The sequence below is a fragment of the Thalassococcus lentus genome, assembly GCF_028023555.1.
GTDB classification, from domain to species: domain Bacteria; phylum Pseudomonadota; class Alphaproteobacteria; order Rhodobacterales; family Rhodobacteraceae; genus Thalassococcus_A; species Thalassococcus_A lentus.
Genome location: NZ_JAQIOY010000001.1, coordinates 177,421 through 190,491 on the forward strand (window position 1 = coordinate 177,421; position 13,071 = coordinate 190,491).

The 13,071-nt window shown below is 57.3% G+C and carries 13 protein-coding genes and 2 riboswitches; of the genes, 5 read left to right on the top strand and 8 right to left on the bottom strand.

The genetic code is table 11. From position 1 onward, the window contains the following. Nucleotides 1-18 precede the first annotated feature (18 nt). Entirely contained in the window at nucleotides 19-918 is a 900-nt protein-coding gene (locus tag PFY00_RS00920) for an inositol monophosphatase family protein (protein ID WP_271430638.1), read from the top strand. Between the two features lie 96 nt (nucleotides 919-1,014). Here the strand turns inward: PFY00_RS00920 and gcvP are convergent, their stop codons facing one another. The 4 genes from gcvP to PFY00_RS00940 form a co-directional block, all read right to left on the bottom strand. Then, nucleotides 1,015-3,864: an aminomethyl-transferring glycine dehydrogenase gene (gene gcvP, locus PFY00_RS00925; protein ID WP_271430639.1), complete on the bottom strand. Its 2,850-nt coding sequence runs from the start codon at nucleotides 3,862-3,864 to the stop codon at nucleotides 1,015-1,017. Nucleotides 3,865-3,991: 127 nt separating this feature from the next. Further along, nucleotides 3,992-4,354 (bottom strand): glycine cleavage system protein GcvH, encoded by a 363-nt coding sequence (gcvH, locus tag PFY00_RS00930; RefSeq protein WP_271430640.1) that lies wholly within the window; start codon nucleotides 4,352-4,354, stop codon nucleotides 3,992-3,994. Nucleotides 4,355-4,372: 18 nt separating this feature from the next. Further along, entirely contained in the window at nucleotides 4,373-5,509 is a 1,137-nt protein-coding gene (gene gcvT, locus PFY00_RS00935) for a glycine cleavage system aminomethyltransferase GcvT (RefSeq protein ID WP_271430641.1), read from the bottom strand. A gap of 93 nt (nucleotides 5,510-5,602) precedes the next feature. Continuing rightward, nucleotides 5,603-5,664: riboswitch (glycine riboswitch) on the bottom strand. A 3-nt stretch (nucleotides 5,665-5,667) separates the two neighbouring features. Next, nucleotides 5,668-5,753, bottom strand: a riboswitch (glycine riboswitch). A gap of 24 nt (nucleotides 5,754-5,777) precedes the next feature. Next, nucleotides 5,778-6,254 (bottom strand): RrF2 family transcriptional regulator, encoded by a 477-nt coding sequence (locus PFY00_RS00940; RefSeq protein WP_271430642.1) that lies wholly within the window; start codon nucleotides 6,252-6,254, stop codon nucleotides 5,778-5,780. Nucleotides 6,255-6,342: 88 nt separating this feature from the next. Here PFY00_RS00940 and PFY00_RS00945 point away from each other — a divergent pair, with 88 nt between their 5' ends. Next, the gene (locus PFY00_RS00945) at nucleotides 6,343-6,909 is read left to right on the top strand and encodes a gamma-glutamylcyclotransferase family protein (protein WP_271430643.1); all 567 of its coding nucleotides are present in this window, start codon (nucleotides 6,343-6,345) and stop codon (nucleotides 6,907-6,909) included. 4 nt (nucleotides 6,910-6,913) lie between these two features. Here the strand turns inward: PFY00_RS00945 and PFY00_RS00950 are convergent, their stop codons facing one another. Both PFY00_RS00950 and gltX read right to left on the bottom strand, forming a co-directional pair. Beyond that, on the bottom strand, nucleotides 6,914-8,302 hold the full coding sequence (locus PFY00_RS00950) for an MATE family efflux transporter (protein WP_271430644.1): 1,389 nt from the start codon (nucleotides 8,300-8,302) through the stop codon (nucleotides 6,914-6,916). Between the two features lie 4 nt (nucleotides 8,303-8,306). Continuing rightward, nucleotides 8,307-9,632, bottom strand: a complete 1,326-nt coding sequence (gene gltX, locus PFY00_RS00955) for a glutamate--tRNA ligase (protein ID WP_271430645.1) — start codon at nucleotides 9,630-9,632, stop codon at nucleotides 8,307-8,309. A gap of 114 nt (nucleotides 9,633-9,746) precedes the next feature. Here gltX and thpR point away from each other — a divergent pair, with 114 nt between their 5' ends. From thpR to PFY00_RS00970, 3 genes are all read left to right on the top strand, one after another. Then, the gene (gene thpR / locus PFY00_RS00960; protein WP_271430646.1) at nucleotides 9,747-10,280 is read left to right on the top strand and encodes an RNA 2',3'-cyclic phosphodiesterase; all 534 of its coding nucleotides are present in this window, start codon (nucleotides 9,747-9,749) and stop codon (nucleotides 10,278-10,280) included. A 104-nt stretch (nucleotides 10,281-10,384) separates the two neighbouring features. Further along, on the top strand, nucleotides 10,385-11,311 hold the full coding sequence (locus PFY00_RS00965; RefSeq protein ID WP_271430647.1) for an MBL fold metallo-hydrolase: 927 nt from the start codon (nucleotides 10,385-10,387) through the stop codon (nucleotides 11,309-11,311). 153 nt (nucleotides 11,312-11,464) lie between these two features. Continuing rightward, on the top strand, nucleotides 11,465-11,857 hold the full coding sequence (locus tag PFY00_RS00970; RefSeq protein WP_408648430.1) for a metallopeptidase family protein: 393 nt from the start codon (nucleotides 11,465-11,467) through the stop codon (nucleotides 11,855-11,857). A gap of 6 nt (nucleotides 11,858-11,863) precedes the next feature. Here PFY00_RS00970 and PFY00_RS00975 read toward each other — a convergent pair whose 3' ends face one another. Continuing rightward, on the bottom strand, nucleotides 11,864-12,397 hold the full coding sequence (locus PFY00_RS00975; protein ID WP_271430648.1) for a hypothetical protein: 534 nt from the start codon (nucleotides 12,395-12,397) through the stop codon (nucleotides 11,864-11,866). Between the two features lie 104 nt (nucleotides 12,398-12,501). Further along, a complete protein-coding gene (locus PFY00_RS00980) occupies nucleotides 12,502-13,068 on the bottom strand; it encodes a hypothetical protein (protein ID WP_271430649.1) in 567 nt (188 codons plus the stop codon). Nucleotides 13,069-13,071 lie beyond the last annotated feature (3 nt).

The window sequence follows — 13,071 nt, forward strand, 5'->3', positions numbered from 1 at the left end:
TTTGAGGACGGATACACCATGAGTGATTCTCTTCCCATGACGATTACCGCACTGACCAAAGCCCAGCGCGCGCAACTGATGACCTTGGTACGCCGCACAGCACGCGCGGAAATCATGCCGAGATTTCGCAATCTGGGCAGTCATCAGATCGACACGAAAACAGGTCCTCAGGACGTGGTCACCGAGGCAGACCGCGCAGCAGAAGCCATGCTTACGCGGGGTATTCTGCAGATGTTCCCGCATGCATTGATCATCGGCGAAGAGAACGCCTCTGAAAATCCGAAGATCAAGGACAAGATCGCCGATGCAGAGCTTTGCTTTACCATCGATCCGATTGACGGCACCTGGAACTACGCTGCAGGTCTGACCACTTTTGGGGTGATGATTTCGATGCTTCGTTTTGGCAAGCCAGTGTTTGGTTTGCTGTACGATCCGGTCATGAACGACTTTATCATCGCAGATAGTGACAGCCCGTCCGAGCTTGTCCTGCCACGCCGCATTCGTCGCCCGGTGGCGACATCGGCTGGTGGACCTTTGGAAACGCTGGTGGGATCTGTTCCGGTCTACATGGTCCCCGAAGAACACCGTGCAGCCACGGCTGCCACATTGAACCGTCTGGCGCGACTCAGTTCCATTCGTTGTGCCTGCCACGAGATGCGACTTCTGGCTCAAGGACAGATCGATTTTATCCTGTCCGCAAAGCTGACACCCTGGGACCATCCGGCCGGCGCCCTGATCGTACAGCAAGCCGGCGGACATGTCGCAATGCTGGACGGATCCGAATACAATGCCTCCAAATCAGAGGGCTATTTGCTCTGCGCGGCCAATGCAGAAACATGGGGCCGTGTTCGCGATCTCTATGACTATCTGATAGATACCCCGGCAGCCGAAGAAACCGCAGAAGACGCCCAGGCCTGAGGCTGCGCACCTCTGGTTTCGTTTCATGATGCACGAAAAAACAATGGCCACGCCCCTTCACAGGGCGTGGCCGTTTTCGTTCAGGCTTAACCGGATTTATTCAGCGGCTTCGGCATAATCGCTCATAGGCGGGCAAGTACAGACAAGGTGTCTGTCACCCCAAGCATTGTCGACCCGATTCACAGGTGGCCAGTATTTATCGACCCGGAATGCTCCCGGCGGGAAACATCCCTGTTCGCGCGAATATGGGCGATCCCAGTCCTTGACCAGATCTTCCATTGTATGCGGCGCCATTTTGAGAGGATTCATCTCTTTGTCGCTACGACCCTCTTCGATATCGCGAATTTCTTCGCGGATCGCGAGCATCGCATCGCAAAAGCGATCCAGTTCTGCCTTGGTTTCAGATTCCGTTGGCTCGATCATCAAGGTGCCCGCCACAGGCCAGCTCATAGTCGGAGCGTGGAACCCGCAATCCATCAGGCGTTTGGCAATGTCCTCGACCGTGACACCTGCGGTTTTCTCAAAGGGGCGCGTATCAAGAATACACTCATGCGCAACGCGGCCTTGGCTGCCCCGATAAAGCACCTCGTAGGCTCCTTCGAGCCTTTGCGCGATGTAGTTGGCGTTCAGGATCGCAACACGGGTGGCCTGAGTCAGCCCGGCGCCTCCCATCATGAGGATATAGGCCCATGAGATCGGCAGCAGGGATGGCGAGCCGAACGGGGCCGCGCTGACCGGCGGCGCACCGTCCTCATCAAGCGGATGCCCGGGCAAGTGAGGCGCCAGGTGCGCCTTGACGCCGATCGGGCCCATGCCGGGACCGCCACCGCCATGCGGGATGCAGAAGGTCTTGTGCAGGTTCAGGTGGCTGACATCGCCGCCCAGATCCCCAGGGCGGGACAACCCGACCATCGCATTCAGGTTCGCGCCGTCGATATAGACCTGCCCCCCATGTTCATGCGTGATGGCGCAGACCTCCTTCACGGTCTCTTCGAATACACCATGCGTGCTTGGGTAGGTGATCATACATGCCGCGAGCGCGTCTGAATGGGCTTCGGCTTTGGCCCGAAAATCCTCCAGATCGATGCTGCCTTGTTCGTCGCATTTGACAGCGACAACTTTCCAGCCAACCATCTGGGCGCTGGCCGGGTTGGTGCCATGCGCATTGACCGGGATCAGGCAAACATTCCGCTGACCTTCTCCGCGCGAAACCTGCCAGTCGCGGATCGTCAGCAACCCCGCGTATTCGCCTTGCGCACCCGAGTTCGGCTGCATCGAGATCGCATCGTAGCCGGTGATTGAACACAGCTTGGCGTTCAGGTCATCAATCAGAGCTTTGTAGCCCTGTGCCTGATCGTCAGGGACATAGGGGTGAATCTGGCTGAATTCACGCCAGCTGACAGGCATCATTTCCGCAGCTGAATTCAGCTTCATGGTGCAGGACCCCAGCGGGATCATGGCCCGGTCCAGTGCCAGATCACGATCCGCGAGCCGGCGCATATAGCGCATCATTTCGGTTTCGGCACGGTTCATGTGAAACACGTCATGCTGAAGATATTCCGTGGTCCGGATCAGCGCATCAGGCATTCTGTATTCCGGCGTCAGGTCATCGTCTGCCTGGACAAGCCCAAAGGCGCGCCAAACCGCTTCGATGGTTTCGGGCCGTGTGCGTTCATCAAGGGAAATGCCGACCTTGGTCTTTCCGACACGGCGCAAGTTCAAACCTTCGCGTACAGCCGCCTGCAGCACGCCGCGCTGAAGCAAACCCACATCCACCGTAATGGTATCAAAATACGCCTCGGGCTCGATCTTGAATCCGGCCGCTTCCAGCCCTTTCGCCAGACGCACAGTCTTTCTGTGAATGCGCTGCGCAATGGCCCGCAGCCCCTTTGGTCCGTGGAACACCGCATAGAAACCGGCCATAACCGCCAGAAGCGCCTGCGCGGTGCAGACATTGGACGTCGCTTTTTCGCGGCGGATGTGCTGCTCGCGTGTTTGCAGGCTCAGACGGTAGGCGCGGTTGCCGTGACTATCGATCGAAATACCCACAATTCGGCCGGGCATCGCACGTTTGTAGGCGTCACGGCAGGCCATATAGGCGGCATGTGGCCCCCCATATCCAAGCGGGATTCCAAATCTCTGGGTGCTGCCCACCGCAATGTCTGCACCCATTGCGCCGGGTTCTTTCAGCAGGCAAAGCGCCATTGGATCAGCGCTGACGATACCGATGGCCTTGGCAGCATGCAGCGCATCCATATGTGCTGTAAAATCAGTCAGGTGGCCATGCGTTCCGGGGTATTGGAACAAAGCCCCAAAGACCGCCGCCGCGTCCAGATCATCAGGCGATCCGACGATGACTTCGATGCCCAGCGGTTCGGCCCGCGTGCGCACCACAGCGATGTTTTGAGGATGGCAATTTTCATCGACGAAAAAGGCCTTGGCTTTAGATTTCGCGACACGCTGCGCCATGGTCATTGCTTCGGCACATGCGGTTGCTTCATCCAGCAGCGAAGCGTTTGCGATCTCAAGCCCAGTCAGGTCACAGACCATTGTCTGGAAGTTCAGCAGCGCCTCAAGCCGACCCTGGGAAATCTCGGGCTGGTATGGCGTGTAGGCCGTGTACCAAGCCGGATTTTCAAGGATGTTGCGCTGAATGGCCGGCGGCGTGACCGTGCCATGATACCCCATGCCGATGAGACTGGTCAGAACCTTGTTCTTTGCCCCAACGCTGCGCATCCGGTGCATCAGCTCCCGCTCGGAAAGCGGTTTGCCAAAATCCAACGGTTCCGTCTGCCTGATGGCTTGCGGAACTGTTTCGTCGATCAGGGTCTCCAGTCCATCAACGCCCAATACGGCGAACATGTCTTCCATCTCGGCAGGAGAAGGCCCGATATGCCGTCTGTTGGCAAAATCGTATGGCAGGTAGTCAATCGGATCATAAGTCATGCAACTCTCCGCATCGGGGATAGGCCCCGTTTCTTTCCGGTTCAGATTTCCCATAGGATCCTGCGCCGCACTGTGACGGCCTTCGCGCGCAAGGCAGCGCATTCACCCCATCAATCGTTTGCGAGGATCAATCGCCAATGAAGTCCTTGTAGGCAGCATCGTCCATGTAGTCGTCCATGGGGCTGAAATCGCTGACCTTGATTTTGAAGAACCATGCTTCGCCTTCGGGATCTTCGTTCACCTTGCTCGGCTCGTCGGTCAGAGCGGCGTTAACCTCGACGATTTCGCCATCCAATGGCGCCAGAATGTCAGACGCCGCCTTGACGGATTCGATCACGACGACCTCATCATCCTTGGCAACTTCGGTGCCTTCTTCCGGCAATTCGACAAAGACAACATCACCCAGCTGTTCAGCCGCATGCGCCGTGATGCCTACGGTTACAACGTCACCTGCGACGTCCAGCCATTCATGCTCTTCGGTGTATTTCATGTTCATTCTCCCTGAGATTTATCGTTTGAACCCAGCTGCCACAAAAGGCAGCGCTGCAACTGTGACCGGCATGCGTTTGCCGCGTACTTCGCCCCAAAGCGCCGTACCATTTTCTGAAAGATTCCGAGGGACGTATCCCATCGCCACGGGCCCGCCGACAGACGGCCCAAAACCGCCCGATGTAATCCGGCCAATGGCCGCCCCACCCTCGGGCAAATCAAAGATTTCCGTACCTTCGCGCATAGGCGCCCGACCCTCTGGCCGCAGGCCAATCCGCTTCATGGCTGGCGGTTCCGCCAGTTCAGCAAGGATCGTATCAGCGCCGGGAAACCCGCCTGCCCGAGCACCATCAGTCCGGCGCACTTTCTGGATGGCCCAGTTCAATCCAGCGGCAATCGGGGTGGTCTGCTCGTCGATGTCATGTCCGTACAGGCACAGGCCACCTTCCAGCCTAAGGCTGTCCCGCGCACCCAAACCGATCGGCTCAACGGCTTCCTCGCCCAGCAATGCGCGTGCAAGATCCATGGCAGCCGCGTTCGGCACCGAAATCTCAAAACCGTCTTCACCGGTATAGCCTGAACGGGACACCCAGCATTCCGCCCCTGCAATAGGAAGCGTTGCGACATCCATGAAGCGCATGTCCCGAACTGTCGGGCAATGTTGGGCGAGAACGTCTTCGGCGGCTGGGCCTTGAAGTGCCAGCAAGGCGCGGTTTTCCAGAAGCTTTACCGTAATGCCTTTGGGTTCAAGCGCAGCACGCATACGGGCCACATCCGCGTGCTTGCAGGCTGCGTTGACGACAACGAACAAATGATCGCCTCTGTTCGCAATCATCAAGTCGTCCTCGATGCCACCGGCTTCGTTGGTGAAGAAGCCGTAGCGTTGACGACCGTCCGGCAAACCGCACACGTCCACAGGAACCAGCGTTTCCAATGCTGCAGAAACATCGGGGCCCCGCAGGATCACTTGCCCCATGTGGCTAACGTCAAACAAGCCCGCGGACGCGCGGCAATGCAGATGTTCCTTCAACACCCCAAGCGGATATTGCACGGGCATCTCATAGCCCGCGAACGGCACCATCTTGGCACCCAGTTCAAGGTGCAATTCGTTCAATACTGTTTTTTTCAGCGCACCAGCGTCTTCTTCTTCGGCCATGGGGGCCTCCCGGGTCTGTCTTCTCCCGGCCGCGCTGATTTGGCATGGCTCGGGCATATATGGTTCGGGTCAAGCCCGCACCGCACATGCCCCCTCTGTCCGTTTGCCTGAGATCGCTATCCCTTCGGCGGACGCATCAGCGCCTCTCTCCAGAGTATCTGTTCCCTGCGGTCCTTGCGCCTGAGAGTTTCCGGGGCGGTTGCTCCTTCGGCACCGGCCGAGCCGGTTCTCCCACAGGGATGGTGGCGAAACGATAGCCCCAAAGAGCCTAGGACGCAAGAACGGTATTCACCGGTATACCGCCACAGCTTCCTTCCGGGTGCAGAATATCCATCAGAGCCGCATTGTCACAAACCAGAGCATCCAGAGTGATGGGGTCGAGCGTCTTGTAAAACGCATTGGCCGCATCTGTCAGAGCCGTGCGCAGACGGCACGCTTCCGTCAACGGGCAGGTGTTGTCCACGTCCGCAAAGCATTCGGCCAAAGGCACTGGTGCTTCCAACGCGCGGAATATGTCACCGATCACGATCTCAGTCGATGGGCGCCCCAGTTCCAAGCCCCCGTTGCGGCCTCTCTGGGTATGAAGATAGCCCAGTTGGGCAAGCTGATTGATGACCTGAGCCAGGTGATTCTCAGACGCATTGCAGCGTTCGGCAATCTCATGCTTGGTCACGAGCCGCCCGGGATTGGCAGCACAGTACATAAGAACTCGCATTGCTATGTTGGTTCGCTTTGTTACGCGCACGCCGATTCTCCATTTTGATCGACCTGAGGGTGCCCGCTTATCCAGAAATTGCCTTTGATATACATCAATTCCGATTAATCATTGCCGAATGAAGGACGCATTTTTCTTTGGGTACGGGTCACTGGTGAATCGGCTGACCCATGGGTTTGATCCAGCGCATCCGGCCACGCTCAGCGGATGGCGGCGGGCATGGCGTGCTACAGCAGAAAGAAAGGTTGCCTATCTGACGGCAATTCCGGATGCGGGTTGCACGATCAAAGGCCTGATTGCACCAGTGCCCGGCGACAGTTGGGCAGCACTCGACATCCGCGAAGCGGCGTACAACCGCCATTCAGTCCAAAGTGCCGTGATTCACAACGCGGATGACGCAGAACAGATTGCTGTCTACGCCATCGCGCCTGAGCGCATCCTTATGCCCAGTCCTGAGCATCCCGTTCTTCTGTCGTATCTCGACGTGGTGATTCAAGGATATCTGGCCGAATTCGGGAAAGACGGAGCTACCCACTTTTTTGAAACGACCATTGGCTGGGAAGCGCCGATTTTGGATGACCGCGACAGTCCCCGGTATCCAAGGGCACAAAGGCTGACAGATGCCGAACGATCCATCGTCGACACCGGCCTGCGCAATCTTGGATGTATGGTATTGCCGGACTGAGCCGCTATCGGCGATGCATCAGCAATGACAAAAGCCGCGCTTGACGCTGGAACGGTTCACGCTCAACGGGTGCGCCGCCTTCTTCAAGCACACGTCTCAAAGCGATCCATGCAACCCCGGCAAAAATCACGCCACCAATGGCCTGTCCGATCAAGACACCGGGTGCTCCAAACATGGCAGCGCCAACCAGAACAAATGGAATAGTCCCCAACGTATGGCGGCCCCAGTTGATCAGCGTCGACTTGAACGGATGGCCAAGGTTGTTGAACGCGGCATTCGTTACGAAAATGACGCCGTTGAAAAAGAACGCCAGGGCCAGTGGCCCGCAGAACAGGAACACCAGATCGCGCGTTATGCCGTCCGCATCGAACAGCGCTGCAATCGGAGCACGCAAGACAAACAGCAATGCGGTCATCGCAGCGACAAACAATCCTACGAACAAGACCGCTGCCTTGAAGGCCCCACGCACCCGGTCAAAATTTCCGGCCCCGTAGTTCTGCCCGATGATCGGGCCCACTGCGCCCGACAGCGCGAAAATCACACCAAACGCAAGCGGCGTCAGGCGTCCGACAATCGCCATGCCCGCAACCGCTGCTTCACCAAAATCGGCCATGGATCGTGTCACAAACGCTTGCCCGACGGGCGTTGCCAGCTGTGTCAGGATTGCGGGAAACGCGATGGCAAAGGTCGGCGGCAAATCGGCCATCAGCCCGATAAACGACGGGCGGGCAAATCCGCCATAGTGCTTGATCAACGGCAACAAGGATGTGCCTGCAATGACCAGTCGCGCCGCAACAGATGCAAGCGCCGCCCCCGTCAATTCCAAGTCCAGACCGAAGATCAGGATCGGGTCAAGAACGGCATTGGTTACCCCGCCGTAGATAGTCGCCATCATGGCGCGCTGTGCGTCCCCATGTGCGCGCAGAATTGCGCCCCCCATCATCCCGATCATCAGAAACGGCAGCGTCGGAACAATAATTTGCAGGTATCCGACTGCCAGGTCGGCAATGTCACCCTCGGCGCCCATTAGGCCGACAAGCTCGGGCAGGATAGACCAAACCCCTGCGGCGAACACTGCGCCAAACAAAAAGCCAAGGATCAAGGCGTGGCCTGATTTGATCCGTGCGCTTTCCTCGTCGCCCTGCCCAAGAGTGCGGGCCACCAGAGCACCAGCGGCGATCGCCATACCGATCCCGAATGAAGTCGTGAAAAACAGGATTGTCCCGGCATAACCAACGGCGGCGGCCAATTCCGCCTTGCCCAACATCGAGATGAAAATCATATCGATGAAGTCCACCGCGAAGACAGCCATCAGGCCAATCGACGCCGTCAGCGACATCACGGCAACATGGCGAAACAGGTTTCCGGTCAGAAATTTTGCCTGCTCCGCCATTTGATCAGGCCTCTCTTGGCTTGGTTTGCAACAACTGCATCACATCAGCCATTTCAGGCCCGCGTTGGCGCCCGGTCACTGCTTTGCGCAGCGGCATGAACAGGCCTTTGCCCTTGCGACCCGTCGCTTCTTTGACCGCGCCAGTCCATTCCGACCAAGTGTCTGCGTTGTACGGAGGCTCTGGCAGCATCGAGATCGCCTGCGCCACGAATTCCTTGTCTTCGTCATCCACCAACGGGTCCGCGCCATTGCGGAACATGTCCCACCACGGAGCTAGATCGGCCCGTGTCGTGATATTTTCGCGGCAAATTTGCCAGAACAGCTCTGCCTGATCATCCGGCACACCCAAGGCAGCAACGTCATTGGCCATCTGGTCAAACGGCATCGCATGAAGCTTGCGCGCGGTCAGCGGAAACAGATCCTGCACATCGAATTTCGTTGGGGCCGAGCCGAACTGCTCAAGTTCAAAGCCATCCGCGATTTCATCAAGCGTCATACGCAATTCGATCGGTTGGCTGGACCCAAGCCGCGCCATCAAGGACAACAACGCTTCGGGCTCGACACCCTGTTCCCGCAAATCGCGCAGAGCCAGTGTCCCAAGCCGCTTTGACAGTGATTCACCCTGCGGACCCGTCAAAAGCGAATGGTGTGCAAAGCTTGGCGGTTCAGCACCCAATGCACGGATCATCTGGATTTGTGTGGCGGTGTTTGTCACGTGGTCATTGCCGCGCACCACATGGGTCACGCCCATGTCGGTGTCATCCACAACAGAGGCCAGCGTGTAGAGCACCTGACCATCTGCCCGGATCAAGACCGGATCTGAAACCGATGCGGCATCGATCGAAACATCGCCCAGAATTCCGTCGCTCCACTCAATGCGCTCTTGATCGAGCTTGAAACGCCAGACGCCGTCACCCCGCTCGTCACGCAGCTTGGACTTTTCTTCTTCGCTCAGCGCAAGAGCCGCGCGATCGTAGACCGGCGGCTTGCCCATGTTCAGCAACTTCTTACGCTTGAGATCCAGTTCCGTCGGCGTTTCAAAGGCCTCATAGAACCGATCCATCCCGCGCAGTTTGTCTGCCGCGTCCGCATATCGGTCCAGACGTTCGGACTGGCGCTCCACCCGATCCCAAGTCAGGCCGAGCCACTCAAGGTCCTGCTTGATCGCATCAACATATTCTTCCTTGCTGCGTTCGGGATCTGTGTCGTCGATCCGCAGGATAAAGGTACCGCCCGATTTGCGGGCGATGAGATGGTTGAACAATGCGGTGCGCAGGTTGCCAACATGGATGTATCCGGTCGGCGAAGGCGCGAAACGTGTGACAGTCATGGACGGGTCTCCTTGGCTGTGCCTGTTTTCACAAGCAGGCCGGTTTGTCCATATCCGCCATGCCTGTCTGGCTGCCTTCTGGATATGATTGCAAAGCTCTGGCAGGGTCGGGCCATGCGAGTCTTCATTGCCCTGTGCCTTCCTGACGAGGCAATCGATCAAATTGTTCAAATCCAATCCACCATGCCGCCCAGTCGTCTGACGCCAGAGGACAACCTGCATCTCACCTTGGCCTTCGTCGGCGATGCGAGTTTGCAGGATTGTGACACCATTTTGGATGGGTTGAGTTCGATCCAGCATGAACCAATACCTTTGACGCTTGCCGGAGTGCAGATATTTGGCGGCAAACATGGGCAGGTGGTTGCGCTGGGTGCAGACGGCGGGCCTGGTTTGACCATGCTGCATGACCGGGTGCGCTCGCGTATGCACGGCGTTGGCCTGCCGCTGGCACGTCGGCGTTTTCGCCCGCATGTGACCTTGGCTCGGCTACCGGGACGGGCAGATACCGGCCCGTTCCATACGGCACTCAGAGGCGCCAAAACCGACACATTCAAAGCGTCCCGATTTGGCTTGTTCGAATCCATACTGCAGCCCGAAGGCGCGATTTACGAAGCGATTGGTCTTTTCCCCCTGACCGAGCATTCCTGACCGTAAACTCACACGCCGACACATTCACGCGATCTGGTGCCGGCCTTACTGGCCACGCAGTTCCATCACCCTAGGTTGTGCGACATTGTATTCGGAGGAACATCATGACCAACGCTTTGAAAATGACCCGTCGCGCTGCTTTGGCCGGGGCCGCAGCCATCCCTTTCGCATCAACCGCGCTGAAGGCAGGCGGCCATGCAGCACCCATGCAGGGCGCGCAGGTTCCGCGGGTCAACCGGTTCATGCTGGGCGGTATGGAAGTCAGCACGCTTTTGGCCGGTACAGCGACCCGCGAAGAACCACAGAGTATCTTTGGCATGAACGTCTCCGCCGAGGAGTTTTCCGAAGTGTCAAACGCCGCGCATCTGCCAGTCGACAAGGCCCAGTTCTTTTTCACCCCCACTTTGATCAACACCGGTTCAGAGCTGATCCTCTTTGACACAGGGCTGAATGCCAAAGGAATTACCGCCGCTGTAGAGGCGGCCGGCTATTCGGCAGATCAAGTGACCCATGTCGTTTTGACCCATATGCACGGCGATCATATTGGCGGACTCATGAACGAGGGCGCGCCAACATTTGGCAACGCCGCCTATGTCACCGGGCAGGCTGAATATGACCACTGGGCGGCGGCAGGCAACGAACGCTTTGACGGTATGGTCAAGCCGCTCGCCGAAAAGATGACGTTTATCGGCGACGGCGGGTCCGTCACATCGGGGATCACCGGCATGGCCGCTTTTGGTCACACGCCCGGACATATGACCTACATGATCGAAAGCGAAGGCAAGCAACTGGTGCTGATCGCCGATCTGGCCAATCACCACGTCTGGTCACTGTCCTACCCGGACTGGGAAGTGCGCTTTGATGCTGACAAAGCCGCCGCTGCTGCGTCCCGCCGCAAGGTTCTGGGCATGCTCGCCGCTGATGGCGTTCCATTTATCGGATACCACATGCCCTTTCCGGCCCTTGGCTATGTTGAAACGCGTGGCGACGGGTTCCATTATGTCCCACACAGCTATCAGTTGATGCTGTAAACAGTTTGCGCCGTGCTGTGCACGTCGCCCGTGGGGCGCGGCCTAACGGCCGCGCCCTTTTCGCATTTTTCAGCGTTGCATCATCCGCCAGACGCGTGATTGTGTTGCGGCCGATCGCTTGCGTATTTTGAAAAAGAAGAAGTGTTCCTGACTGTGTCTGAAACATTGAATATCGCAGCCTTTGAGCGCTATGCGCGTGCGGCCGTGGAGCAGTTTCCAGAGCCGTTCAGAACTTTGGCCGCTGCAGTTGTTCTGCGTGTTGAAGACTGGCCGCCAGAAAATATTCTGCACGAGATGCAGATCGCTGAACCGCTGGAACTGACTGGCCTGTATGAAGGCATACCAATCACGGAAAAGAGTGTGTCGGACCCTGCGCCGCTGCCGGACACGATCTGGTTGTTTCGCGAGCCGATTCTGGACGAATGGCGCAACCGTGGAGACGTTGATCTGGAGACGTTGGTTGCTCATGTCACAGTGCATGAGTTTGCTCATCACTTTGGCTGGTCCGATAATGACATCGCCAAGATTGATCAGTGGTGGCTGTGACCTCTGTCAGTTCGAATTGCGCTGCATCATCCGCTCGTGCACCGCGTGCATCCCTCGATTGACCATATCACTGACTTCCGCAGCATGAATATGCAGGGCAGCAACAACTTCCGGGTCTTCTGACGTCTGGACGACGACCAATCCCTCGTCTGTCACTTCGACTTCAGAGCGGATGCTTTCAGCCCGAGCAAAGAAAATGTCCAGAGTTGGACTCTGGATAAAGACCTTGGGGTCGCGTTTCTGGCCCACGCGGTCGATCATACCGACCGTGTGGTTGATAAGTGCATCCATGACATCCGGATCATCGGAAACTGTGACCGTCCTGATGCCATTGGGCAGGTTTTCGACGGTGCGGGTAATGCCTTTGAAATTCCGAAACAGGACCTCCATGTCGAGGCTCTCCTGCTCGGTTGCGTCCAACCCGCGTAGACCCGGCATGGTCACTTCGTCATGGCCTGTTCCGTCCGCCCCGTGACTATGACCATGACCATGCATCATCTGCGCCCCAGCTGCGCTTGAGAAAAAAAACGTGAGGGCCATGCTGAAAAAGGCGATCCGCATCTGGTGCTGCTCCAAAAATAACATTCTAAAATTAGAATACATTAGTGTTGCGGGCTTGGCAAAGCGAAAGCGCGAGACGAGGCCTAGCGTCTGATGTAAACGCCCAAGTCCAGCTTCTTCTGCAAAGGCGCATCAAAACCAACACGACCCTTTTGGATCGGATCACCGTTCTTGTTGGCGATGCCGCGAAACATAGCCAGCGTCCCATTTATGGCTTTCCAGCCCATCATATCGCAGAACAGGTTGCACATGATGTCTTGTTCGGCTCGACTTCGGAATTCGCTATCCACTGGAATGTCATGAAACCTTTGCTCGCGTCCGACATATTCCAGCCAGCGCTCTGGCCGCCCGATTTCGGTTATCACCATGTCGAAGCCCGGATTTCTGTCTACAAGTTCATTGTATTCCGGACCATCGAGAAGCGTGGACGCGTGAGGACGTGAAAAGGGGATACTCAGCCCATGGTACCGCATGAGAAACACCTCATTGCCGCGGTGCTGAGCGGGTACGAAAACAATTGCAATCTTTGGGTCTTCTGTCCGGATGGTTGACGCCTGATACGGTGCGCCATTGTCCTGATAATCCATCCAGAATTTCAGGCCGTTGAAGGCTTCGAACTTCAATTGACCCGTAAAACTATCCCGGAACATGAT

What these genes read in the sequence shown, in the direction of transcription:
- PFY00_RS00945 (WP_271430643.1), top strand. Translation starts at nt 6,343, where the DNA reads ATGAAGGACGCATTTTTCTTTGGGTACGGGTCACTGGTGAATCGGCTG.
- PFY00_RS00975 (WP_271430648.1), bottom strand. Translation starts at nt 12,397, where the DNA reads ATGGCCCTCACGTTTTTTTTCTCAAGCGCAGCTGGGGCGCAGATGATG.
- PFY00_RS00980 (WP_271430649.1), bottom strand. Translation starts at nt 13,068, where the DNA reads ATGTTCCGGGATAGTTTTACGGGTCAATTGAAGTTCGAAGCCTTCAAC.
- gcvT (WP_271430641.1), bottom strand. Translation starts at nt 5,509, where the DNA reads ATGGCCGAAGAAGAAGACGCTGGTGCGCTGAAAAAAACAGTATTGAAC.
- thpR (WP_271430646.1), top strand. Translation starts at nt 9,747, where the DNA reads ATGCGAGTCTTCATTGCCCTGTGCCTTCCTGACGAGGCAATCGATCAA.
- PFY00_RS00965 (WP_271430647.1), top strand. Translation starts at nt 10,385, where the DNA reads ATGACCAACGCTTTGAAAATGACCCGTCGCGCTGCTTTGGCCGGGGCC.
- gcvP (WP_271430639.1), bottom strand. Translation starts at nt 3,864, where the DNA reads ATGACTTATGATCCGATTGACTACCTGCCATACGATTTTGCCAACAGA.
- gcvH (WP_271430640.1), bottom strand. Translation starts at nt 4,354, where the DNA reads ATGAAATACACCGAAGAGCATGAATGGCTGGACGTCGCAGGTGACGTT.
- gltX (WP_271430645.1), bottom strand. Translation starts at nt 9,632, where the DNA reads ATGACTGTCACACGTTTCGCGCCTTCGCCGACCGGATACATCCATGTT.
- PFY00_RS00920 (WP_271430638.1), top strand. Translation starts at nt 19, where the DNA reads ATGAGTGATTCTCTTCCCATGACGATTACCGCACTGACCAAAGCCCAG.
- PFY00_RS00950 (WP_271430644.1), bottom strand. Translation starts at nt 8,302, where the DNA reads ATGGCGGAGCAGGCAAAATTTCTGACCGGAAACCTGTTTCGCCATGTT.